This window comes from Achromobacter sp. 10T422 (assembly GCF_056394065.1).
Window position 1 is genome coordinate 101,125 of the sequence record NZ_JBFTHD010000004.1, and the last position, 20,740, is coordinate 121,864.

Below are 20,740 nucleotides of genomic sequence, written 5' to 3' on the forward strand. Positions count from 1 at the left end.
CTCCGCCATGCCGTGGCGATACTCCTTGCCGCCGTCCGACTCGATCATGCCGTGGCGATCTCCCTTGCCACCTCCCCCAGAAACGCCTCGATCGCGGCCGCAAGCGCGAGCGGCGTTTCGTTCATGGGATAGTGGCCGGCGTTATCCAGCACCTCAACACTGGCCCGGCGATAGCGGCGCAGATAGGTTTGCGCCATCAACGCCGCATTGAAGGTTGGGTCGTGCTTGCCCACCAGGACTTTCACGGGATGGCGTCCGTCGATAGCCTCAGTGAAATCCGTATCGGCCCACGCGTGCAGGTAAGCAGCGAAGGCGTCGGGGATTGAGCACGCCACTGAATACGCCGCCTTCCATTCGACCCACTGCGCGGGCAAACGGCCACCGGTGCTGCGATCAATGATGGTCTGGCGAAGCTCGGCGCGCGTTGCGGCCGCCTCCAGCATCTGGCGCGTCTCCGGGTCGTACCGGATACCCCCGCAAGGCACGGGCGCAATCGCCACCAGTGCGCGTACCCGCTCGGGCGCCAAGGTAGCGATACGCTCGATTGCCATGCCGCCCATGGAATGCCCAATCAGGCTGAAGGTCTCGAATCCGAGTTTGTCTGCAAGCGCCAGCGCATCGGCAGCGATTTCGTCGATGGTGTACGCCCCCGATTCGTCGCGCCTGCCGCCATAACCGCGGTAGTTCATGAACACGTAGCGATAGGCGTCGCGGGACAGCCACGGTTCGATCAGCTCGAACGCATGCGCGTCGCCAAACCAGCCATGCAGAACAAGAACAGCGTGGGGGCCATTACCCACGGAATGAAAAGTGCCGGGCATCCTGCCTCCGATGCGGATGAAACGTCGCCGGCATCCGGCGACACGAGGCAGGAATCGTATGCCGGCCCTACATGGCCCGCCTTCGTTATCGGGTCATTCTCTGTAGAATTCGGGCCATGCGAAATACCCTGGTCGATCCGTTTGAAGACATTCCGCGCGCGGTGGTCGTAACCGCGAACGACTATGCGGCCGGGTCGACGTTTCCCGTGCACGCGCACCGGCGGGGCCAGTTCGCGTTTGCCTCGCGCGGCACCATCAGCGTCGCCACGCCAGCGGGCCGGTGGCTCGTGCCCCCGCAACGGGCGTGCTGGGTGCCTGCCGGCGTCACGCACGAAATGACCATGTCGGGCCAGGTCACCATGCTTAACGCCTTCGTATCGCAACGCGAAGCCGACGCCGCCCGGATGCCGGACCATTGCTGCGTCTACGGCGTATCGGCCTTGCTCAAGCAGCTATTGCAGGACGCAGTCGACCTGCCTGCGCTGTACGACACCCAAGGCCGCGCGGGCAAGCTGATGGCGATGCTGGTGGCGGAAATCGCGTTCATGCCCCGCCTGTCGCTGCATGCCCCTCTGCCGCAAGACCCGCGGCTGGTGCGCGCATGCCAGCAAGTGTTCGATACGCCCTCGATTTCGGTCGGACTCGACGTCATGGCCAGGCAGGCGGGCATGAGCCGTCGCACCTTTACCCGCTTGTTCCGCGCACAAACCGGCGCGAGTTTTGCCGATTGGCGCCAGCAAGTCTGCCTGCTTGCCGCCATCGAACGTTTAAGCCAAGGGCAGCCCGTCACCCGCGTTGCACTGGATCTGGGTTACGCCAGCCCGAGCGCGTTCGCGTCTGCGTTCCGCCGGGCGCTTGGGCAAACGCCGACTCGTTACCTGGAAGCGCGCCGGGCGGCGTGACATCGCCCCCTGCCCCCGCGCCCTTGCACCCTTGCGCCCTTGCACCCTTGCACCATTGCACCCTTGCACCATTGCACCCTTGCGCCCTTGCGCCCTTGTGCCCTTGTGCCCTTGCGCCCTTGCGCCCTTGCGCACTCATCCCCTTGCTCTCACCCCCTAGCATCCGCATAGAAAAAAAGCCCCGCATCCTTTCAGATGCGGGGCTTTTTACTAGCGAGTCAGCCGCTTACTTGGCCAGACGCTGCCACGTTTCGACAACGGTATCCGGGTTGAGCGACATCGACAGGATGCCCTCGTCCTTCAGCCATTGCGCGAAGTCCGGGTGATCGCTGGGGCCTTGGCCGCAGATACCCACGTACTTGTTAGCGGCCAGGCAAGCCTTGATCGCGCGGCGCAGCATGAACTTCACGGCTTCGTCGCGTTCGTCGAAGTCGGCAGCCAAGAGCTCCATGCCCGAGTCGCGGTCCAGGCCCAGCGTGAGCTGGGTCATGTCGTTCGAACCGATCGAGAAGCCGTCGAAGAATTGCAGGAATTCGTCGGCCAGGATGGCGTTGGACGGCACTTCGCACATCATGATCAGCTTCAGGCCGTTTTCGCCACGCGCCAGACCGTGCTTGGCCAGCAGGTTCACAACCTTTTCGGCCTGACCCACCGTACGCACGAACGGCACCATGATTTCAACGTTGGTCAGGCCCATGTCGTCGCGGACCTTCTTCAGCGCTTCGCATTCCATGCGGAAGCACTCGGCGAAGTCTTCAGCGATGTAGCGCGACGCGCCGCGGAAGCCCAGCATGGGGTTCTCTTCCTCGGGCTCGTAGCGCGAACCGCCCACCAGCTTGCGGTACTCGTTGGACTTGAAGTCCGACATGCGCACGATGACCGGCTTCGGGTAGAACGCGGCGGCAATCGTCGCCACGCCTTCCGCCATCTTCTCGACGAAGAATGCGCGCGGGCTGGCGTGCCCGCGAGCGGCCGATTCCACGGCCTTCTTCAGCTCGCCGTCCACGTTCGGGTAGTCCAGGACTGCCTTCGGGTGGATGCCGATGTTGTTGTTGATGATGAATTCCAGACGCGCCAGGCCCACGCCGCTGTTGGGGATCTGCGCGAAGTCGAACGCCAGTTGGGGGTTGCCCACGTTCATCATGATCTTCAGATCGATGGCGGGCATTTCGCCGCGGCGCACTTCTTCCACTTCGGTTTCGATCAGGCCGTCATAGATGCGGCCTTCGTCGCCTTCCGCGCAAGACACGGTCACAGCCTGGCCTTCCTTCAGCAGGTCCGTCGCGTTACCGCAACCCACCACAGCCGGAATGCCCAGTTCGCGCGCGATGATCGCGGCGTGGCACGTACGGCCGCCACGGTTCGTCACGATGGCCGCGGCACGCTTCATCACGGGTTCCCAGTTGGGGTCCGTCATGTCGGTGACCAGCACGTCGCCCGGCTGGACCTTGTCCATGTCGGAGATGTCGCCCACGACGCGGACGGGGCCGGCGCCGATCTTCTGGCCGATTGCGCGGCCCGTAATCAGGACCTGGCCGGTGGCCTTCAGGCGGTAGCGCTGCTGCACGTCGTTCACGCCCTGCTGCGACTTCACCGTTTCCGGACGCGCTTGCAGGATGTAGATCTTGCCGTCGACGCCGTCGCGGCCCCACTCGATGTCCATCGGGCGCTTGTAGTGCTTTTCGATGATGACGGCGTAGCGGGCCAGTTCATTGACCTCGTCGTCGGTCAGCGAGTAGCGGTTGCKCTCGGACACGGGCACGTCAACGGTACGCACGGCGCGGCCTTCCGGACGCTCCGGGTCGAATTCCATCTTGATCAGCTTGGAGCCAATGCGGCGGCCAACGATCGGGAACTTGCCTTGAGCCAGCGTGGGCTTGAAGACGTAGAACTCGTCGGGGTTGACGGCGCCTTGCACAACGGTTTCGCCCAGGCCGTAGGACGACGTGATGAACACGACGTCTTCAAAACCCGATTCGGTGTCGATGGTGAACATGACGCCGGCGCTGCCCTTGTCGGAACGCACCATGCGCTGAATGCCGGCCGACAGGGCGACATCGGCGTGGGCGTAGCCCTTGTGCACGCGATAGGAAATGGCGCGGTCGTTGTACAGCGACGCGAACACGTGGCGGATCTTGTCCAGCACGTCATCGATGCCAACGACGTTCAGGAAGGTTTCCTGCTGGCCGGCGAACGAGGCGTCGGGCAGGTCTTCTGCGGTGGCGGAGGAGCGCACGGCAAACGAGCCCTTGCCATCAGCGTCGAGCTTGGCAAAGGCTTCGCGGATTTGTGCTTCGAATTCAGCCGAGAACGGCGCTTCGACGATCCATTGGCGGATCTGCGCGCCGGCGTTGGCCAGCTCGCGCACGTCTTCGGGGTTCAACGTGGTCAGGCGTTCAGCAATGCGCTGGTCCAGGCCCGAGGCTTTCAGGAAATCACGGAAAGCGTCGGCGGTCGTGGCAAAGCCGCCCGGAACGCGGACACCCGCGCCAGACAGCTGGCTGATCATTTCGCCTAGTGATGCGTTCTTGCCTCCTACCGAGTCCACGTCCGTCATGCGGAGCTGCTCGAACAAAACAACATACGACATTGAAGTCACCTTTTACAATGGAATGAAAGCGAGTTAGGTCAAAGCATGAATCAAGCACAAAACACTGCTTTTTCAGACGCTGACCAAACTGGCCTTGGACCGCCCTTGGGGTGACTTATAGGGGCCTGATTGTACTCGGTGGAGTACCCTCGGCTATCTGACTGGTTGGAATTTTTTACACATGACATCTACCCCGATCGTACGCACGGTATACATCGTTTCCGACAGTACCGGCATCACCGCTGAAACGTTCAGCCAGTCGGTGCTTTCCCAGTTCGAAGAGGTCGATTTCAAGCCGATCCGCCTGCCTTTTGTCGACACGCTCGAAAAAGCCGCCGAAGTCGCCATGCGCATCGACCGCAGCGCCCTGGAAGCCGGCGTGCCGCCCATTGTGTTCAGCACCCTGGTCAACCCCGAAATCCTGGCCCGCGTTCGCCAGGCGAACGGCATTTTCATGGACCTGTTTGGCACCTTCGTCAGCCATATCGAACAGGCGCTGGGCTTGAAGTCCAGCCACTCCATTGGCCGCTCGCACATGCAGGCCAATTCAGAAAAGTACCGCAATCGTATCGACGCCATCAACTTCAGCCTGGCGCACGATGACGGGCAGTTCGTGAACCAGCTGGACCAGGCCGACGTCATCCTGGTGGGCGTGTCCCGCTGCGGCAAGACGCCAACCAGCCTATACCTGGCCATGCAGTACGCCATCAAGGCGGCCAACTTCCCGCTGACGCCTGACGATTTCGAGCGCGGCACCCTGCCCTCGACCATCGCCCCGCATCGGGCCAAGCTGTTTGGCCTGTCCATCCAACCCGAGCGCCTGGCTGAAGTGCGCAACGAACGCCGCCCCAACAGCCGCTACTCGCAACTGGAACAGTGCCGCTATGAAGTGGCCGAAGCCGAACGCATGATGCGCCGCGAAGGCATTTCCTGGCTGTCCAGCACCACGAAGTCCATCGAAGAAATCGCGACGACGGTGCTGCAGGAAGTGGGCCTGGATCGGGGCTAAAAAAAACCAGGGCGCATAAAAGCCAGGGCGCATCATGGATGCGCCCTGGCTGTTTTCGGGTGAAGGAAACGCGGCCGAATTACAGGCCCGGCGCGCGCTCGGGGCTTGCTGCACCCCAATAGCGCAGCCCGCGCATTTCGTTTTCGGCCACTTCCGCCGGGTCGACCAGTTGCATCGACAATTTTCCGACTGCGCCCGTGGCGCCATACACTTCGGCCATCACCCGCACGTAACGCGTTTGGCCGGGGTCGAGCATGAAGCTCACGCCGTCGCCCGTCCAGTACAGGTTGGTGACCACGTAGCTGCCTGCAGGCCGATCCACAAAGAAAAAGCTGCCCGGCTTATTGCGGCCAACGACGACATTGTTGACGCGCAGTTTTTGCTGTGCGGCCGCCAGATTGGTCGGCTGGGGCTGATAGAAATAGATCCGGCCCTTGCCCTCGGCAATCGGCGGAAGCTGGCCATGCAGCGCGTCGTACTTCGGACCAGCGCACCCTGCCAATACCACTGCAATGGCGGCCGCTGCCACCCCTTTCAACCACGATTTCATTGACGCATCTCCACGGGCAGCGTAACGGGGCGGGAAAGCGGCATGAATGCGCTTTCGCCTGGCAGATAAAAGCCCAGCAGCTTGCCGGACGACGCGACCAGATACGCTTCGCCCTGGCGGCGGGTTTGAATGGTGAACAAGCCATTCATCGAGCGGTAGACATCGCCTTGCGGCAACGCGCCGACACGGCGCCATTGCGACCCCGACGGCAGCGTCACGCTGCTGTCATTCGGCAATGCCGCGATGACGACTCGGGACAATTGAATGCTGTAGACCGGGTCTGCGGCGGCCACGGGAACCATGCCGACTTTTTGCGTGCTGACCGACATGCATGCGCTCAACGCCAGCATGCTCGACGTCAACAGCAGCGCCCGGCCCGCACGCGTCCAACCCTGGAATTTGTGAAACGGCGATGACGCCATAGCCACCTCGGGAATTTCAAAGCGTGAAGTATATGAGTGCGACCGAATTTTACAAAACGTGCAACATCAATAGCGCAGCTTTTCCCGGTCGCGATGCCCCGCACCCCAGTACTTCAAATCCGCCAATGATTGCGTAGCCACGTCGGCCGACGCTTCCGGGCGCAACACCTGCTTGCCGCCCTCGATGTCGACGCGCACATACCTCGTCTGGCCAGCAGGCAGATCCAATTTAATCCCCGCATCCGGGTCCTTGCGATCCGGCGCCAAGGTCAGGGTGGTCATGCCAGCTGGCCGGTCCACGAAGAAAAACCGGCCGGCCTTGGAGCGACCGACTTTGCGGCCATTGACCATAATGGCTGGCTGCGCGACATCCTTGGCGTTGGCGAGCTGATAGACATAGATGCGGCCCAACCCCGGCTCAATGTCGGGAATCTGCGATGACACGTCCGCATAACGCGGCCCCGCGCATCCGGCCAACAGCAACACCGCACCTGCCATGGCAAGCGCCAACCTGAACATTGTTTTCATTGATATCCCCTGGGATTCGCGGCATGGGTGAACCGATGTCATGCCCGCGCAACGCGCGAGTATAAACGGGGTCAGTCAAGAAATTGGGGAATGTAAGGAAATGAACAGATCAGCGCGCCGCGCAAGACAGGGCCTGGCGGCGTTGTTCGAACAGGCAGATCGCGGCGGCCGCGCCCACGTTCAGCGATTCGACGGCAGCCATGTCGTGCGGGATGCACACCTTCAGACGCGCGGCGGCCAGCAAGGCCGGGTCCACGCCCTGACCTTCGTGCCCGAAGACCCAGGCGCAACTCGGCGGCAAGCGGCCTTGGTACAAGTCTTGCGCGCCCTCCAGCGCGGTGGCGACCAGCGGCACGCGCAGGCTTGGCAACAGCGCTTGAAGGTCGACGTGCTCGTGGATGGCCAGCGCAAAGTGCGCGCCCTGCCCGCTGCGCAACACTTTGGGAGACCAGGCGGCGGCGGTGCCGGTAGCCAGGAACACGCGTTTAACGCCAGCCGCCGCGCAGGTGCGCAGCAAGGTGCCGACGTTGCCCGGGTCTTGAATGCGGTCGAACAACACGCAATTCTCGTCGACCTCTGCGGGCAATTCCATCGCAGGAGGCGTGACCAAAAACGCCACGCCCTGCCCGCTTTCCACGCTGGCCAGTGATTGCATCAGCCGCGCGTCCAGCGCCAGGCAGCGCGCGTCCGGCACTGCGGCAGCAAGCGCCGCGATATCGGGTTGAGACAGGCGATCAATATCAAAGACGGCCTGATCCGGCGCGCCATGGTGTTGCAACCAGGCCTGGCACAAGTGCACCCCGTCCAGCAGCACGGGCGCACCGCGCTTGCCCGCCGTGCCGGCCAGCTTAGCCAGCGCCTTGACCGCGGGATTGTCGCGGGAACTGATGTGCTTCATGGGGTCAGGCCGAACGCCTTGATGGGCGCAAAGCTGCGCCGATGTTCCGCGCAGGGGCCGTGTTCGCGCAGCAGTTGCAGATGCAGCGCCGTGCCGTAGCCCTTGTGCTGATCGAACGCGTACTGAGGATACAGGGCGTGCAGGCGCACCAGATCGGCGTCGCGCGCCGTCTTGGCCAGAATTGAAGCGGCGGAAATCGCCGGCACGAGCGCGTCGCCCTTGATGACCGTCTGCACGGTGCATGTAAGTTTGGGCGCCTGATTGCCGTCCACCAGCGCCAACTGCGCGGGCGTGGACAGGCCTTGCACGGCCCGCTGCATCGCCAGCATGGTGGCGCGCAGGATGTTCAGCGTGTCGATTTCATCCACGCTGGCGCTGGCAATACACCAGGCCAACGCGTGTTCCTTGATCTGCACCGCCAACGCTTCGCGCGTGGCGGCCTTCAGCACTTTCGAATCGGCCAGGCCGTCGATGGGGCGATCAGGGTGCAGGATGACGGCCGCCGCATAAACCGCGCCCGCCAACGGCCCCCTGCCCGCCTCGTCGACACCCGCCGTGATCAAGGCGGGCTGAATCGGGGCCGCGAACAGATCAGGCTGCTCCACCTGCCACCTCCAGAATCGCCTGGGCAGCCAGCGCCGGCGTATCGCGCAACAGCTCCTGGTGCATGGCGGTAAAGCGCGCCTCGACGCGCGCGATCAGCGCATCATCGGTCAACGACGCCCACGTGGCTTCGGCAAGCTTTTCGGGGGTTGCGTCGTCTTGCAGCAATTCAGGCACCGCGAAATCGCGCAACAGCACGTTGGGCAGACCCACCCAAGGCAGATACGGCCGCTGCTGTCCGGACTTCCAGGTCATGATGCGGCGCATCCACGGCGACAACACGTACGAGATCACCATGGGGCGCTTGTACAGCGCGGTCTCGAGCGTGGCCGTGCCGCTGGCCACCAGTACCGCGTTGGCCGCTTCCATGACGGACCAGGCGACGGGCGCCTTGCGGTCACCGCCCGCACCATGCAGATCTTCTGCGGTGATGCAGCGCAGACCCGGCACGGGATACTGCGCCAGGAGGGCCTGAAATTCCGCACGCCGCTGGTCATTGACCATCGGCACCACGCATTGCAGCGCCGGATCTTTCTTCAGCAGCAATTGCGCCGCTTGCAGGAAGCGCGGCGCCAACAGCCGGATCTCGGACGAACGGCTGCCCGGCAGAATCGCCAGCACGCGCGCATTCTGGTCGATGCCCAGCCGCTCGCGCGCCGCCGCGCGATCGGGCTCCATGGGAATGGCGCCCGCCAGCGGATGACCCACATACGTGACCGGGATGCCTTCCTTGCGGTAGATCTCTTCCTCGAACGGAAACAGCACAAGCATGTGCGACACCGATTCGCGGATCTTATGAATGCGTTCGTAACGCCAGGCCCAGATGGAGGGGCCGACGAAATGCACCGTCGGCGTACCCGCCAGGCGCAGTTGATGTTCCAAGCGCAGATTGAAGTCGGGCGCATCGATGCCGACGAAGACGGCTGGCGGCTCGGCCAGCCAGCGGCGCTTGACGTCGCGATACGTGCTCAGCAGGCTGGGCAGGCGCTTCAAGGCATCGACATAGCCGAACACCGTCAGCGCATGCATGGGATGCCAGGTGTCGAACTCGCGTGCCTGCATCTGGGGGCCGCCGATACCTTCACAGCGCACACCGGCGTCGCGCGCTTGCAAACCGGCAATGATGCGACCGGCCAGCAAGTCGCCCGAAGGCTCGCCGGCCACCATGCCGATCCGCGTGTTCATGGACGAATGATGCCGCGCGACGCGACGTCGAGGAAATCGAGCAGCGTTTGCAGATGCTCGGCGGCCTCGGGGATTTCTTGCTGGCGCTTGCGCAATTCAGCGCGCGCCGCATCCAGCGGCAAGCCACGGCGGAAGATGATTTTGTAGGCTTCTCGCAGCGCCGAGATCATCACCGGGGTAAAGCCACGGCGCTTCAGGCCTTCGACGTTGACGCCCACCGGGCGGCACGGGTTGCCGGCCGCCAGCACGAACGGCGGCGAATCTTGCATGAGCGAGCTGTTGCCGCCCGTCATGGAGTGCGCGCCCACGCGCGAAAACTGATGCACGCCGGTCAGGCCACCGATGATGGCCCAGTCGCCCACGTGAACGTGGCCGCCCAATTGCACCGAATTGGCCAGGATCGTGTGGCTGCCGATATGGCAGTCATGCGCGACGTGTACATAGGCCATGATCCAGTTGTCATTGCCTATCGTCGTCTCGCCACCATCCTGCACCGTGCCGGTATTCAGCGTGACAAACTCACGCACCGTGTTGCCGTCGCCGATCGTCAGACGCGTCTTCTCGCCGGCGTACTTCTTGTCTTGCGGCATGCCGCCGATCGAGCAATAGCGGTAGAAGCGGTTATTGCGACCGATGGTCGTGACGCCGTCCACCATGCAGTACGGGCCGATTTCGGTGCCCGCGCCGATGGTCACGTCCGGCCCAACCACCGCGAAGGGTCCGATCACGGCACTCGGGTCAATATTTGCCGTCGGATCAACGACAGCGGTGGGATGGATGTTTCCTGCCATTTACTCTTCCAGGCTGCGAATCGCGCACATCAGTTTGGCGGACGCCACTTCTTGTCCGTCGACGGTTGCGCGCGCGGCGTATTTACAGATGCTGCGGCTCAAGCGTTCGGCTTCAACTTCAATGCGCAACTGGTCACCCGGCACGACGGGGCGGCGGAAACGCGCGCCATCGACACCGACCAGGTAGTACGCGGTCTTGGAGCTATCGCACTTCAGGCCRCCGTTTTCGTCCGTGAACGAGAACAGCGCCGAGGCCTGGGCCATGGCTTCCACGATGAGCACGCCCGGCATCACCGGATGGTGAGGAAAGTGACCGTTGAAAAACGGTTCGTTGATCGAGACGTTCTTGATGGCCACGATGGATTTACCGGGCACCATTTCAACGACGCGATCAATCAGCAGCATCGGGTAACGATGCGGCAGCCTCTCCATGATCCCCTTGATGTCGAGTTCCATTTTTCTATGCTTTCCTGCGAAATGAAATAATTTTGGCGCGTGCACGCCACGGCGGCAAACGCGCCTTAGTCTTTTTCCAGCGTGCGCACGCGGCGGCGCAGTTGCGCCAACTGTTGTATCACGGCGGCGTTGCGCTGCCATTCGCCATGCTCCGCATACGGGAACACCCCGGTATAGCGGCCAGGTTTCGAAATGCTGGACGTCACCGCAGTGCCGCCCGAAATATGCACGTCGTCGCCCAGGGTCAAATGGCCTGACAGCATCGCGGCGCCACCAATGGTGCAGCGTTCGCCGATGCTCGTCGAACCCGCGATGCCGACACATGCCGCTACTGCGGTATGCGCGCCGATGCGCACGTTGTGCGCCACCATGATCTGGTTGTCGAGCTTCACGCCGTCAGACACCACGGTGTCATCCAGCGCGCCTCGGTCGATGGTTGTGTTGGCGCCGATTTCGACGTCATCGCCCACCGTCACACCGCCCAGCTGGGGAATCTTGCCCCAGGCGCCCTTGCCCAGCGTCGGGTCCGGCGCAAAGCCAAAACCGTCAGCACCCAGCACGGCGCCACTGTGGATGATGGCTCGCGCGCCCACTTTCACGCCTTCATAAAGCGTGACGTGTGCGTGCAAACGGCTGCCCGGCCCGATGGACGAGCCCACGCCAACGACGCAACCCGGCCCCAGGACGGTATCCCGGCCGATGCGTGCACCCGCTTCCACCACGCAATTGGGGCCAATACGCACGCCCTCTTCGAGGGTGGCGTCCGGCGCAATCACGGCGGAAGGATGCGTGGACCCAGGCAGCACGGGCCGGCGCGCAGCGTCGAACCATTGCGCCACACGGGCGTAAAGCAGATAGGGATGTTTGCAGACGACCAGCGCGAACGGCGGCCGGGTGGCCCCGGGCGCTTCCAGGGCCTCGGCCACGTCGGCCGAGACGATGACCGCCCCTGCCTGCGTCGCGCCGAGTTGGCTCTGGTAGCGGGGGTTGGCCAGGAAAGTGATTTCCTGAGGCCCCGCCGAAGACAGCGTCCCGACGCCGCAGACCTTGAAGGGCTCCGACGCGGGCGCCGCGCTGATACGCCAGTCCATACCCTGGGTGTTGGCGGCGCTCAACAGTGCTTCGAGTGTGGGCGCGCGGGCAAGATCCAGTAAAACCGGCATAACGTCGCGGGTACTGCTTACTTGCCCAGGCTCTGAATCACCTTGTCGGTGATGTCGATGCGCGGATTGACCGTCACGGCGTCCTGAATGATCAGGTCGTAGCTTTCTTGCTCGGCGATGCGCTTGATGGCTTCGTTAGCCTTCGTGACGATGCCCGAGAACTCTTCGTTGCGGCGGCGGTTGAAGTCTTCCTGGAATTCACGACGCTTGCGTTGCAGGTCGGTATCCAGATTGGACAACTCGCGCTGGCGCTTCACGCGATCCGATTCCGACAGAACGGGTGCGTCCTTGTCGAATTTTTCGGCTTGCGAACGCAGGCTGTTATTCAGGCGTTGAAGTTCATCGTCGCGCTTCTTGAATTCGGCTTCGATCTTGCTTTGCGCCGTCTTCGCCGGACCGGATTCACGCAGAATCCGCTCGGTATTGACGAAGCCGATCTTGGTGTTTTGAGCCTGCGCGGGAATCGCAGCAGCCGAACCGAGAATGAGCGCACCCACCAGGGCAATGGAGCCGCCCAGCTTGCCACGGCGCTTGGCGCGCGGCGTATTCGATGATTTAAGTGCGAAATCAGACATCATGAAAATCTCACCTTCCAGTAAGGCAAAGCCAAAGTGTGTATTGTGCCACTAAATAGCAAGGGAGCCGGGCCAGGGGGCCCCTCCCTTGTTTTCAAGCGTAACGGTGCTTAGAAACCGGTCCCGATCTGGAACTGGAAGCTTTGCTTGTCGTCGCCAGCCTTGGAATTAAGCGGACGAGCATACGACAACTGCAACGGACCCATCGGCGACTGCCACGACAGGCCGATACCGGCCGAGAAACGCCAGCCGCAAGGATCTTCCACTTCGCTGCCCGCCTTGCCGGCCGAGCAACCCAGATCCGACGAAACCTGGCCCGCGTCGCTGAAGATGAACCAGCGCAGCGTGCGGTCTTTCGACGCGCCCGGGAACGGCAGATACAACTGCGCGTTGGCGATGATACGGCGCGTGCCGCCCAGGTAGTCGCCCGTCTTGGTATCACGCGGACCCAGCGACGAACCTTCGTAACCGCGGACGGTGCCGATACCGCCGGCATACACGTTCTTGATGACCGGGTAGTCCTTGCCACCGTAGCTCTTGCCCCAATCCGCCATGCCGTTCAGGGCCAGCGTGTAGGAGCCGCCGAGCGGCACAAAATACTGTTGCTGCGCGGTGAGCAGCGTGTACTTCAGGTCGACCGTGGACACGTCGGCCTTCAGGCGGGTGTACGAACCCTTCGTCGGCGCCAGTGCGCTGTCACGGGTGTCGTTGGACCAGCCGGTGTTGAAGATCAGCGAATTGGTCGAATCGCCGTAGTCCTTCACGAACTTGTCGTAGGCGGCGGGCGAGTTGTCGAACAGATCGATCTGGTTGTGTTCGAGGTTCGCGCCCATGAAGATCCGGTCGTATTCCGAAATCGGAATGCCGAAGTTCATGCCCAGGCCGATTGCCTTGACGCGGTAATCACCGTCGTTGTTGTTCCAGGGTTCGGTCACGCGGTAGTACGCAGACGTCGTGCGGCTGATGCCGTCCTTGGTCCAGTACGGATCGGTGTGCGACAGCACAACCGCGCGGTTCGTCTTGCTGGTGTTCAATTGCAGCGTCAGGTTCGTGCCGCTGCCGAAGACGTTGTCTTCGCTGATACCGGCCGACAGAATCGCCTTTTCAGACGAGCCGTAACCCACACCCAGGTTGATCATGCCGGTGGGCTTTTCTTTCACGTCGACGTTCACGTCGACCTGGTCGGGCGAGCCCGGAACCGGATCGGTCTTGACGTTGACGTCGCTGAAGTAGCCCAGGCGATCCACGCGGTCGCGCGAGGTCTTGATGTCTTTGGCGTCGTACCAGGCGGCTTCCTGCTGGCGCATTTCGCGGCGCACGACTTCGTCGCGCGTGCGGGTGTTGCCGCCAATCTGAATGCGGCGCACGTACACACGGCGGCTCGGGTCGACGTAGAACGTCAGGTCGGCTTCGTGCTTGGCGCGGTCCAGCTGCGGGTTCGGGTTCACGTTGGCAAACGCGTAGCCCAGTTCACCCAGGTAGTCGGTGATGGCCTTGGCCGAATCGTTCGCCTTGGCGGCCGAGAACGTTTCGTCCGGCTTGACCTGCACCAGCGCGTTGATCTCCTTGTCCAGACCCAGCAGGTTGCCGGCCAGCTTCACGCTGCGGACCTTGTACGGTTCGCCTTCGTGAACGGTGATCGTGATGTTGATGTCTTTGCGGTCAGGCGAGATCGTGACTTGCGGCGGCTCAACCGTGAATTCCAGGTAGCCCTTGTCCAGATAGAACGAGCGCAGGCGTTCCAGATCGCCCTCGAGCTTTTCGCGCGAGTACTTGTCGGTATCGGTGTACCAGGTCAGCCAACCCGGCGTGGTCAGCTTGAACTCGTCCAGCAGATCGCTTTCCGAGAAGGCCTTGTTGCCCACGAAGCGAATTTGCTGAATGCGCGCCACCGAGCCTTCGAACACGTCGAAGCTCACGCCCACGCGGTTACGCGGCAGCGGGGTCACGGTGGAGGTCACTTCGACGCCGTACTTGCCCTTGGACAGGTACTGCTGCTTCAGTTCGTATTCCGCGCGTTCAAGCATGGAACGGTCGAAGATGCGGCCCTCGGCAAACCCCACCTGGCCCAGCGAGGTGGTGATGGCCTTGGAGTCGAACTCGCGCATGCCGTTGAAGTTGACGGAGGCGATCGTCGGGCGTTCTTGCACCACGACGACCACGACGTTGTTGTCCGTCTGGATCTGCACGTCGGTGAAAAAGCCCGTGCCGTACAGGCGGCGAATTGCTTCGGTGGCTTCTTCTTCGGTGAATTTCTCGCCCACCTTGACGGGGAGATAACCAAACACCGTGCCGGCGTCAGTCCGTTGAATACCCTCTACGCGGATATCCCGCACGACAAAAGGGTCGAAGGCTTGGGCCATGGCCGGCAGCAATAAGGCGGCGATGAGACCCGGCAGTACACCCTTTTTGTGATGAAACATCCGGCGAAAAGACATCCTTGAGTATCCTCGGTCGTGCAAATGGCGGGGGATTTTATGCTAAATCGCGCTTAAGTGAATAAGCGCGTGAAATCGTTAAACAGCGCAAGGCCCATCAGGCCGGCTAATAAACCAATGCCAGCGCGCTGTCCGATGTCGATCCACTTGGCTGGCGGCGGGCTGCCCCGCACAATTTCGACGAGATAGTACAGCAGATGGCCGCCATCCAGCATAGGTATGGGAAGCAAATTTAGTACGCCCAGGCTGATACTGATCAACGCGATATAGGCGATGTACGCAACAATCCCGATTCGGGCGGTCTGTCCGGCGTAGTCGGCGATGGTGACGGGCCCACTGACGTTGCGCCAGGAAACATCGCCCGTGACCATGCGGCCCATCATGCGCAGCGAGAACCAGGCCGTGTCCCAGGTGCGGACTGCGCCGCGCCAGACGCTTTCGAACAAGCCGTAGCGCACCGTGACCATGGGGATGTCGCCACCCAGCTGGACGCCAAGCCGGCCCACTTCCTGGCCGTTGACCGTCTCTGCGCGGGGCGTGACATTCAGCGAGATTTGGGCGCCGTCGCGCACCAGGGTCAGCGCCAGCGTCTTGCCTGCGCTTTCCTGAATTTGTTTGACGAGACCGCCTGTGTCCGGCGTGGGCTTGCCATCCACCGAGACGATCAGGTCGCCCGTGCGCAACCCGGCGGCCTGCCCTTCCCCACCATCAATGACGGCGCGCACGGCAGGCTTGGGTTGAGCCAGGCGGATGCCGGCTGCGGCAAGCGGGTCGCCCGTGGACGGGTCCATGGCGTTCGCGGGCAAGTTCAGTTCACGCTGCTGGACAGCGCCGGAAGGCGTGCTGACTTCAATCAGCGCGCGGCCACCGGTGGCCATGACGTCCATCAGGCGCCAGCGGGCGTCGGACCACGACCCGACTTCCTGGCCGTCGATGGCCAGGATGCGATCACCCAGCAGCAGACCGGCGTGCGCCGCCGGGGTTTCGGCCGCGGGCTGCGCGACGATCGCTTGCGGCTCTTCGGTGCCGGCCATGTTCAGGCCCGCATACAGGAAGACAGCAAGGATCAGATTGAAGATGGGGCCGGCAGCGACGATCGCGATGCGCTTGCCGACGGATTTGTTGTTGAAGGCGCCGGCCGCCTCGGACGGGCTGGCGCCCGCAGGCGCTTCGTCCTGCATCTTGACGTAGCCGCCCAGCGGCAACGCGGACACGGCCCATTCCGTGCCGTGGCGGTCGGTGCGGCGCAGGATGACCTTGCCAAAGCCCACAGAGAACCGCAGCACCTTCACGCCGCACAGGCGCGCCACCCAGTAATGTCCGAGCTCATGAAAAATGATCAGGGAGCCAAGCGCAACGGCAAAGGCCAACAGGGTGAAAAGCATCGGGATCGGAATCTAGGGAATCAGAAGCAAGCGCGGCCAGCCATCAGGCCAGCCCCAGGTTACCTGCGAAGATGCGCGCCTCTGCATCCAGCGCGAGCACATCGTCAAGACTGCTGAGCGTAACAGATGCTTGCCGCGCCTGCCACTCAAGAGAGGCCTCGATCACGCGCGGAATCCAGGTATAGGCCAGCCGGCCGCCCAAAAACGCGTCGACGGCGATCTCGTTGGCGGCGTTGAGCGCCACGCAAGCGCTCTGCCCCGCCCGCAAGGCCGCGAACGACAGCGCCAGGCAGGGAAACCGGGCGAGATCCGGCTTTTCGAAGTCCAGGCGGCCCAGGCGCGTCAGATCCAGCGGTCCGACCCCGCTTTCCAGGCGCTCAGGGAACCCCAGCCCGTAAGCAATGGGGGTCCGCATATCCGGCTGGCCCAGCTGCGCCAGGACCGAGCCGTCGTCGTATTCGACCATGGAATGCACCACGCTTTGCGGGTGCACCACGACCTCGATGCGGTCGGCAGGCATGGCGAACAGCCAGTGCGCCTCGATCACTTCCAGGCCCTTGTTAAGCATGGTCGCCGAGTCCACCGAAATCTTGCGGCCCATGCTCCAGTTGGGATGGGCGCAAGCTTGGGCTGGCGTTACGTCGTGCAGGTCTTCCAGGTCGCGTCCGCGGAACGGGCCGCCAGAGGCCGTCAGCAACAGCCGGCGCACACCTGGCGCGGGCGCGTCGGGCGCCTGCGCCCGCCCGCCATGGGGCAGGCACTGAAAAATGGCGTTGTGCTCGCTGTCGATCGGCAATAGTTCGGCGCCGTTGTCGCGGATGGCCTGCATGAACAGCGAGCCCGCCGCGACCAGCGCTTCTTTATTGGCCAGCAGCACGCGCTTGCCGCTGCGTGCGGCCGCCAGCGCGGCGGGCAGCCCGGCTGCGCCAACAATCGCCGCCATCACGGAATCACAGTGCGGATCGGCGGCCGTGTCGGCCAAGGCCTGCGCGCCCACGCGGATTTCGGGCATGGGCTGCCCGCCTGCCCACGCGGCGGTAAATTTTTTGCGGGCGGCCTCATCGGGGACCACCACCACAGCAGCTCGGCAGGCCTGCGCCTGCTCGGCCAAACGCTCCATTCGGCTGTAAGCGGACAGCGCATAAACCGCCAGCCGATCAGGGTGGCGGGCAATCACATCCAGCGTGCTTTCACCGATCGACCCCGTCGATCCCAGCACGACGACGCGTTGAAAAGCCCTCAAAACAACACTCCAKACAAAAGTAGCGCGAACGGCGCAACCGGAAGAATCGCGTCGATGCGGTCATAGACCCCGCCATGGCCCGGCAGCAGCGTGCTGGAGTCTTTGCGGCCCGCGCGTCGCTTGAGCAGCGATTCGAACAGGTCACCCACAATAGACACAACACCCAGCAACGCGGCGATCGGCAGCGCCAACCAGAAGCTCCAGCGTTCGACCAAAGCGTGGCCGAAAGATCCCGCCCACAAGCTCGACAGGCCAATCCAGACCACTGCGCCCAGCACACCGGCAATGGCGCCTTCGATGGTCTTGCCCGGACTGACTCGCGGGGCCAGTTTACGCTTGCCGAACGCGCGGCCGGCAAAATACGCCGCAATGTCGGCCACCCAGACCAGCGCCAGCAACGACACGACGAACCCTGCCCCGCGCGCGACGAACATCTGCGCCAGCACGACCCAGGCGGCAAACGCAGCGGGCACGGAAAACACAGACCAGCCCAGGCTGGCGGGCGGCGCGTCGGAGCGGCCACGCACCACCGCCGTCAGACCGCCAAACAACCACACGGCCGACACCGCCGGCACCACGTAACGCACCACCCAGGCGGGATCGCTCCAGCCCGTGCGGTCGCCAGCCAGCCAGGCGGACGCCAGCGCCAGCATGCCGGCAAACAGCAGCACGGCGACACCAATGGAAATCAGGGGGGACGGAGGTTGCGGCAGCGTCAGGCGCAGCCATTCCCAGTTGGCGCACGCGGCGGCCAGGGCTAGCAAGGCAACAAACCACCAGGGGTTCGCGCTGATCATTGCGGCGGCCAGAATGGCCAACAGAATGACGGCGGTAACGATACGCTGGCCCAACATATGACGGTCTCCTCGTGTGCTGCTTTGGAAAGACGCGCTTGTCGCCGTCTGTTTACTGCGCGCCGCTTTCGCTGACTTGCGCGCTGGTGCGGCCGAAGCGTCGCTCGCGGGTGCGGTACCAGTCAAAAGCCGCTTGCAGCTCGGCGGCGCCGAAATCCGGCCAGAAGCGATCCGTGAAGTAGAACTCCGCGTAGGCCATCTGCCAGATCAGGAAATTGGAAATGCGCTGCTCGCCGCCGGTGCGGATGAACAGGTCGGGCTCGGGCGCCCACGACATCGAGAGATGACGAGCCAGGCGCGCTTCGTCCACCAGCTCGGGCTTGGCGGCAAGCGCGGGCTCGGCGGCCAGCATGGCGCGGGTGGCTTGAAGAATGTCCCAGCGTCCGCCGTAGTTGGCGGCGACCGTCAGGTGCAGACGGTCGTTGTGGGCGGTGCGCTCTTGGGCGGCGAATATCAGCTCTTGCAGACGGGGTTCGAACGCGCTCAAGTCGCCGATGACGTGCAAGCGCACGCCCTGCTCGTCCAGCTTGCCGATTTCGCGTTCCAGCGCCTGCACAAACAGGCGCATCAGCAACGACACTTCTTCGGCGGGCCGGCGCCAGTTCTCGGAACTGAACGCGAACAGGGTCAGATAGCGCACGCCTGCGCGGCCGCACGCTTCCACCACACGGCGCACCGCTTGCACGCCCTTGGCGTGTCCGGCCGTGCGAGGCAGCAGCCGTCGCGTCGCCCACCGGCCATTGCCATCCATGATGATGGCGACGTGCTCGGGGATGTCGCGAGTGTCGGGAACCGCCTGGGTCGAACTGGTTGCCATGGGTCTGGGGCTGCGCGCGGAGGGCCGGCGAAAATCAGTAGTACGGGAGAAAAACCTGCGCCGTCATTCCATCGCTGCAACAGGGACTTGCAAGGCAATGGTAAGGACGGCGCATAGGCAAGAAAATCCTGACGCCGGAGCGAAACGGCAACGCCGCCCCGCCCCGAAGCAATCAAGGATTATACGGTCATGATTTCCGCTTCTTTCTGGACGACCATCTTGTCGATGTCGGTCACGGCGCGATCGGTCAGCTTTTGGACGTCATCCTGCGAACGACGCTCGTCGTCTTCGGAGATTTCCTTGTCCTTGACCAGCTTCTTCAGCGCTTCGTTCGCTTCACGGCGCAGGTTGCGCACGGCGATCTTGGCGTCTTCACCTTCGCTGCGCACGACCTTGGTCAGATCGCGGCGGCGCTCTTCGGTCAGGGCGGGCATCGGCACGCGGATGGTGTCGCCCATCGAGATGGGGTTCAGACCCAGGTCCGATTCACGGATGGCCTTTTCGATCGGGCCGGCCATGTGCTTTTCGTAGGGCTGCACGCTGATGGTGCGAGCGTCCACGAGGTTCACGTTGGCGACCTGGCCGACCGGAACGGGCGAGCCGTAGTAATCGACCTGCACGTGGTCCAGGATGCCGGTGTGGGCACGGCCCGTGCGGATCTTGCCCAGGTTGATCTTGAGCGTATCAAGCGACTTGGCCATCCTGGCTTCGGCGGATTTGCGGATTTCTGCTGCGCTCATGGAATTTCCTTTTTTTTAAACGTGTACCAAGGTGCCTTCGTCTTCGCCGCTGACGACTCGCTTGAGCGCGCCGGACTTATTGATCGAAAACACTTTGATCGGCAGTTTCTGGTCACGGCACAGCGCGAACGCGGTGGCGTCCATGACTTCCAGACGGCGGACAATCGCTTCATCGAAGCTGATGCGCGCATAACGCGTCGCAGTGGGGTCCTTGTTGGGGTCCGCACTGTAGATGCCGTCCACTTTGGTGGCCTTCAACACAATCTCCGCTCCGATTTCGGCGCCACGCAAGGCAGCGGCGGTGTCGGTGGTGAAGAAGGGGTTGCCGGTGCCCGCGGCGAAAATAACGACCTTGCCCTCTTCGAGGTAACGCAAGGCTTTCGGGCGGATGTAGGGTTCGACGACCTGATCGATGTTCAGGGCGGATTGTACGCGGGTGTCGATGCCCTTGTGTTTGAGCGCGTCTTGCAGGGCAAGCGCGTTCATGATGGTGGCCATCATGCCCATGTAGTCGGCGGTGGCGCGGTCCATGCCCTGCGCACCCGGGGCGACGCCACGGAAAATATTACCTCCGCCGATGACGATGGCCAGTTCGACGCCGGTGGCGGCGACTTCAGCGATCTCATCGGTCATGCGGACGATGGTGGAACGATTGATGCCAAATGCATCGTCGCCCATCAGCGCCTCGCCGGAAAGTTTGAGAAGAACCCGTTTGTATGCTCTGCTGCTCATAGGTGATATCCCGAAGAACAATCCGACGAAAGTGTAAG

21 protein-coding genes are annotated in these 20,740 nt (G+C 63.0%); 2 read left to right on the forward strand and 19 right to left on the reverse strand.

Features of this window, described 5'->3' with window-relative positions; all coding sequences use genetic code 11:
- Positions 1–44: 44 nt before the first annotated feature.
- Entirely contained in the window at positions 45–821 is a 777-nt protein-coding gene (locus tag AC1DB0_RS11060; protein ID WP_476756888.1) for an alpha/beta fold hydrolase, read from the reverse strand.
- A gap of 116 nt (positions 822–937) precedes the next feature.
- Between AC1DB0_RS11060 and AC1DB0_RS11065 the strand changes: the two genes are divergently transcribed.
- Positions 938–1,723, forward strand: coding sequence for an AraC family transcriptional regulator (locus AC1DB0_RS11065; protein WP_447577590.1), 786 nt, complete (start codon positions 938–940; stop codon positions 1,721–1,723).
- Positions 1,724–1,949: 226 nt separating this feature from the next.
- On the opposite strand, the gene ppsA is transcribed toward AC1DB0_RS11065, so the two are convergent.
- Positions 1,950–4,313, reverse strand: a complete 2,364-nt coding sequence (gene ppsA, locus AC1DB0_RS11070; protein ID WP_476758658.1) for a phosphoenolpyruvate synthase — start codon at positions 4,311–4,313, stop codon at positions 1,950–1,952.
- Positions 4,314–4,494: 181 nt separating this feature from the next.
- Here ppsA and ppsR point away from each other — a divergent pair, with 181 nt between their 5' ends.
- A complete protein-coding gene (gene ppsR, locus AC1DB0_RS11075; protein WP_054425834.1) occupies positions 4,495–5,322 on the forward strand; it encodes a posphoenolpyruvate synthetase regulatory kinase/phosphorylase PpsR in 828 nt (275 codons plus the stop codon).
- Positions 5,323–5,401: 79 nt separating this feature from the next.
- Here ppsR and AC1DB0_RS11080 read toward each other — a convergent pair whose 3' ends face one another.
- The 17 genes from AC1DB0_RS11080 to pyrH all read right to left on the reverse strand — a co-directional run bounded on the left by AC1DB0_RS11080 (position 5,402) and on the right by pyrH (position 20,702).
- On the reverse strand, positions 5,402–5,872 hold the full coding sequence (locus tag AC1DB0_RS11080) for a DUF2846 domain-containing protein (protein WP_054425836.1): 471 nt from the start codon (positions 5,870–5,872) through the stop codon (positions 5,402–5,404).
- Positions 5,869–6,294, reverse strand: a complete 426-nt coding sequence (locus tag AC1DB0_RS11085) for a hypothetical protein (protein ID WP_054425837.1) — start codon at positions 6,292–6,294, stop codon at positions 5,869–5,871. Before AC1DB0_RS11085 ends, AC1DB0_RS11080 begins: the two co-directional genes overlap by 4 nt.
- 66 nt (positions 6,295–6,360) lie before the next feature.
- Positions 6,361–6,822, reverse strand: coding sequence for a DUF2846 domain-containing protein (locus AC1DB0_RS11090; RefSeq protein ID WP_454668729.1), 462 nt, complete (start codon positions 6,820–6,822; stop codon positions 6,361–6,363).
- A gap of 109 nt (positions 6,823–6,931) precedes the next feature.
- Positions 6,932–7,720 carry a TrmH family RNA methyltransferase gene (locus AC1DB0_RS11095; RefSeq protein ID WP_476756889.1) on the reverse strand — a complete coding sequence of 263 codons (789 nt, stop codon included), beginning with the start codon at positions 7,718–7,720 and terminating at the stop codon, positions 6,932–6,934.
- The gene (rnhB, locus tag AC1DB0_RS11100; RefSeq protein ID WP_054425844.1) at positions 7,717–8,325 is read right to left on the reverse strand and encodes a ribonuclease HII; all 609 of its coding nucleotides are present in this window, start codon (positions 8,323–8,325) and stop codon (positions 7,717–7,719) included. The genes AC1DB0_RS11095 and rnhB overlap by 4 nt, the downstream gene beginning before the upstream one ends.
- A complete protein-coding gene (gene lpxB / locus AC1DB0_RS11105; RefSeq protein WP_175168442.1) occupies positions 8,312–9,508 on the reverse strand; it encodes a lipid-A-disaccharide synthase in 1,197 nt (398 codons plus the stop codon). The genes rnhB and lpxB overlap by 14 nt, the downstream gene beginning before the upstream one ends.
- Positions 9,505–10,299 (reverse strand): acyl-ACP--UDP-N-acetylglucosamine O-acyltransferase, encoded by a 795-nt coding sequence (gene lpxA / locus AC1DB0_RS11110; RefSeq protein WP_476756890.1) that lies wholly within the window; start codon positions 10,297–10,299, stop codon positions 9,505–9,507. The genes lpxB and lpxA overlap by 4 nt, the downstream gene beginning before the upstream one ends.
- On the reverse strand, positions 10,300–10,755 hold the full coding sequence (gene fabZ, locus AC1DB0_RS11115) for a 3-hydroxyacyl-ACP dehydratase FabZ (protein ID WP_006219108.1): 456 nt from the start codon (positions 10,753–10,755) through the stop codon (positions 10,300–10,302).
- A 65-nt stretch (positions 10,756–10,820) separates the two neighbouring features.
- Positions 10,821–11,918 (reverse strand): UDP-3-O-(3-hydroxymyristoyl)glucosamine N-acyltransferase, encoded by a 1,098-nt coding sequence (gene lpxD / locus AC1DB0_RS11120; protein ID WP_427948089.1) that lies wholly within the window; start codon positions 11,916–11,918, stop codon positions 10,821–10,823.
- Positions 11,919–11,935: 17 nt separating this feature from the next.
- The gene (locus AC1DB0_RS11125) at positions 11,936–12,496 is read right to left on the reverse strand and encodes an OmpH/Skp family outer membrane protein (RefSeq protein WP_046807180.1); all 561 of its coding nucleotides are present in this window, start codon (positions 12,494–12,496) and stop codon (positions 11,936–11,938) included.
- A 107-nt stretch (positions 12,497–12,603) separates the two neighbouring features.
- Complete coding sequence (gene bamA / locus AC1DB0_RS11130) at positions 12,604–14,931, reverse strand: outer membrane protein assembly factor BamA (RefSeq protein WP_054425852.1); 2,328 nt, start codon at positions 14,929–14,931, stop codon at positions 12,604–12,606.
- Positions 14,932–14,984: 53 nt separating this feature from the next.
- Complete coding sequence (gene rseP, locus AC1DB0_RS11135; RefSeq protein WP_175168440.1) at positions 14,985–16,316, reverse strand: RIP metalloprotease RseP; 1,332 nt, start codon at positions 16,314–16,316, stop codon at positions 14,985–14,987.
- A 43-nt stretch (positions 16,317–16,359) separates the two neighbouring features.
- Positions 16,360–17,559, reverse strand: coding sequence for a 1-deoxy-D-xylulose-5-phosphate reductoisomerase (locus AC1DB0_RS11140; protein WP_054425856.1), 1,200 nt, complete (start codon positions 17,557–17,559; stop codon positions 16,360–16,362).
- Positions 17,556–18,413, reverse strand: coding sequence for a phosphatidate cytidylyltransferase (locus tag AC1DB0_RS11145; RefSeq protein ID WP_476758659.1), 858 nt, complete (start codon positions 18,411–18,413; stop codon positions 17,556–17,558). Before AC1DB0_RS11145 ends, AC1DB0_RS11140 begins: the two co-directional genes overlap by 4 nt.
- Before the next feature lie 52 nt (positions 18,414–18,465).
- Positions 18,466–19,230 (reverse strand): polyprenyl diphosphate synthase, encoded by a 765-nt coding sequence (gene uppS, locus AC1DB0_RS11150; RefSeq protein WP_054425860.1) that lies wholly within the window; start codon positions 19,228–19,230, stop codon positions 18,466–18,468.
- A gap of 179 nt (positions 19,231–19,409) precedes the next feature.
- A complete protein-coding gene (frr, locus tag AC1DB0_RS11155) occupies positions 19,410–19,970 on the reverse strand; it encodes a ribosome recycling factor (RefSeq protein ID WP_054425862.1) in 561 nt (186 codons plus the stop codon).
- Positions 19,971–19,985: 15 nt separating this feature from the next.
- Entirely contained in the window at positions 19,986–20,702 is a 717-nt protein-coding gene (gene pyrH / locus AC1DB0_RS11160) for a UMP kinase (protein ID WP_054425864.1), read from the reverse strand.
- Positions 20,703–20,740 lie beyond the last annotated feature (38 nt).

Coding starts and splice junctions, on each gene's coding strand:
- AC1DB0_RS11060 (WP_476756888.1), bottom strand. CDS start 821: ATGCCCGGCACTTTTCATTCCGTGGGTAATGGCCCCCACGCTGTTCTT.
- AC1DB0_RS11090 (WP_454668729.1), bottom strand. CDS start 6,822: ATGAAAACAATGTTCAGGTTGGCGCTTGCCATGGCAGGTGCGGTGTTG.
- uppS (WP_054425860.1), bottom strand. CDS start 19,230: ATGGCAACCAGTTCGACCCAGGCGGTTCCCGACACTCGCGACATCCCC.
- rseP (WP_175168440.1), bottom strand. CDS start 16,316: ATGCTTTTCACCCTGTTGGCCTTTGCCGTTGCGCTTGGCTCCCTGATC.
- AC1DB0_RS11095 (WP_476756889.1), bottom strand. CDS start 7,720: ATGAAGCACATCAGTTCCCGCGACAATCCCGCGGTCAAGGCGCTGGCT.
- AC1DB0_RS11125 (WP_046807180.1), bottom strand. CDS start 12,496: ATGATGTCTGATTTCGCACTTAAATCATCGAATACGCCGCGCGCCAAG.
- pyrH (WP_054425864.1), bottom strand. CDS start 20,702: ATGAGCAGCAGAGCATACAAACGGGTTCTTCTCAAACTTTCCGGCGAG.
- AC1DB0_RS11085 (WP_054425837.1), bottom strand. CDS start 6,294: ATGGCGTCATCGCCGTTTCACAAATTCCAGGGTTGGACGCGTGCGGGC.
- frr (WP_054425862.1), bottom strand. CDS start 19,970: ATGAGCGCAGCAGAAATCCGCAAATCCGCCGAAGCCAGGATGGCCAAG.
- lpxD (WP_427948089.1), bottom strand. CDS start 11,918: ATGCCGGTTTTACTGGATCTTGCCCGCGCGCCCACACTCGAAGCACTG.
- lpxA (WP_476756890.1), bottom strand. CDS start 10,299: ATGGCAGGAAACATCCATCCCACCGCTGTCGTTGATCCGACGGCAAAT.
- bamA (WP_054425852.1), bottom strand. CDS start 14,931: ATGTCTTTTCGCCGGATGTTTCATCACAAAAAGGGTGTACTGCCGGGT.
- AC1DB0_RS11080 (WP_054425836.1), bottom strand. CDS start 5,872: ATGAAATCGTGGTTGAAAGGGGTGGCAGCGGCCGCCATTGCAGTGGTA.
- lpxB (WP_175168442.1), bottom strand. CDS start 9,508: ATGAACACGCGGATCGGCATGGTGGCCGGCGAGCCTTCGGGCGACTTG.
- AC1DB0_RS11065 (WP_447577590.1), top strand. CDS start 938: ATGCGAAATACCCTGGTCGATCCGTTTGAAGACATTCCGCGCGCGGTG.
- ppsR (WP_054425834.1), top strand. CDS start 4,495: ATGACATCTACCCCGATCGTACGCACGGTATACATCGTTTCCGACAGT.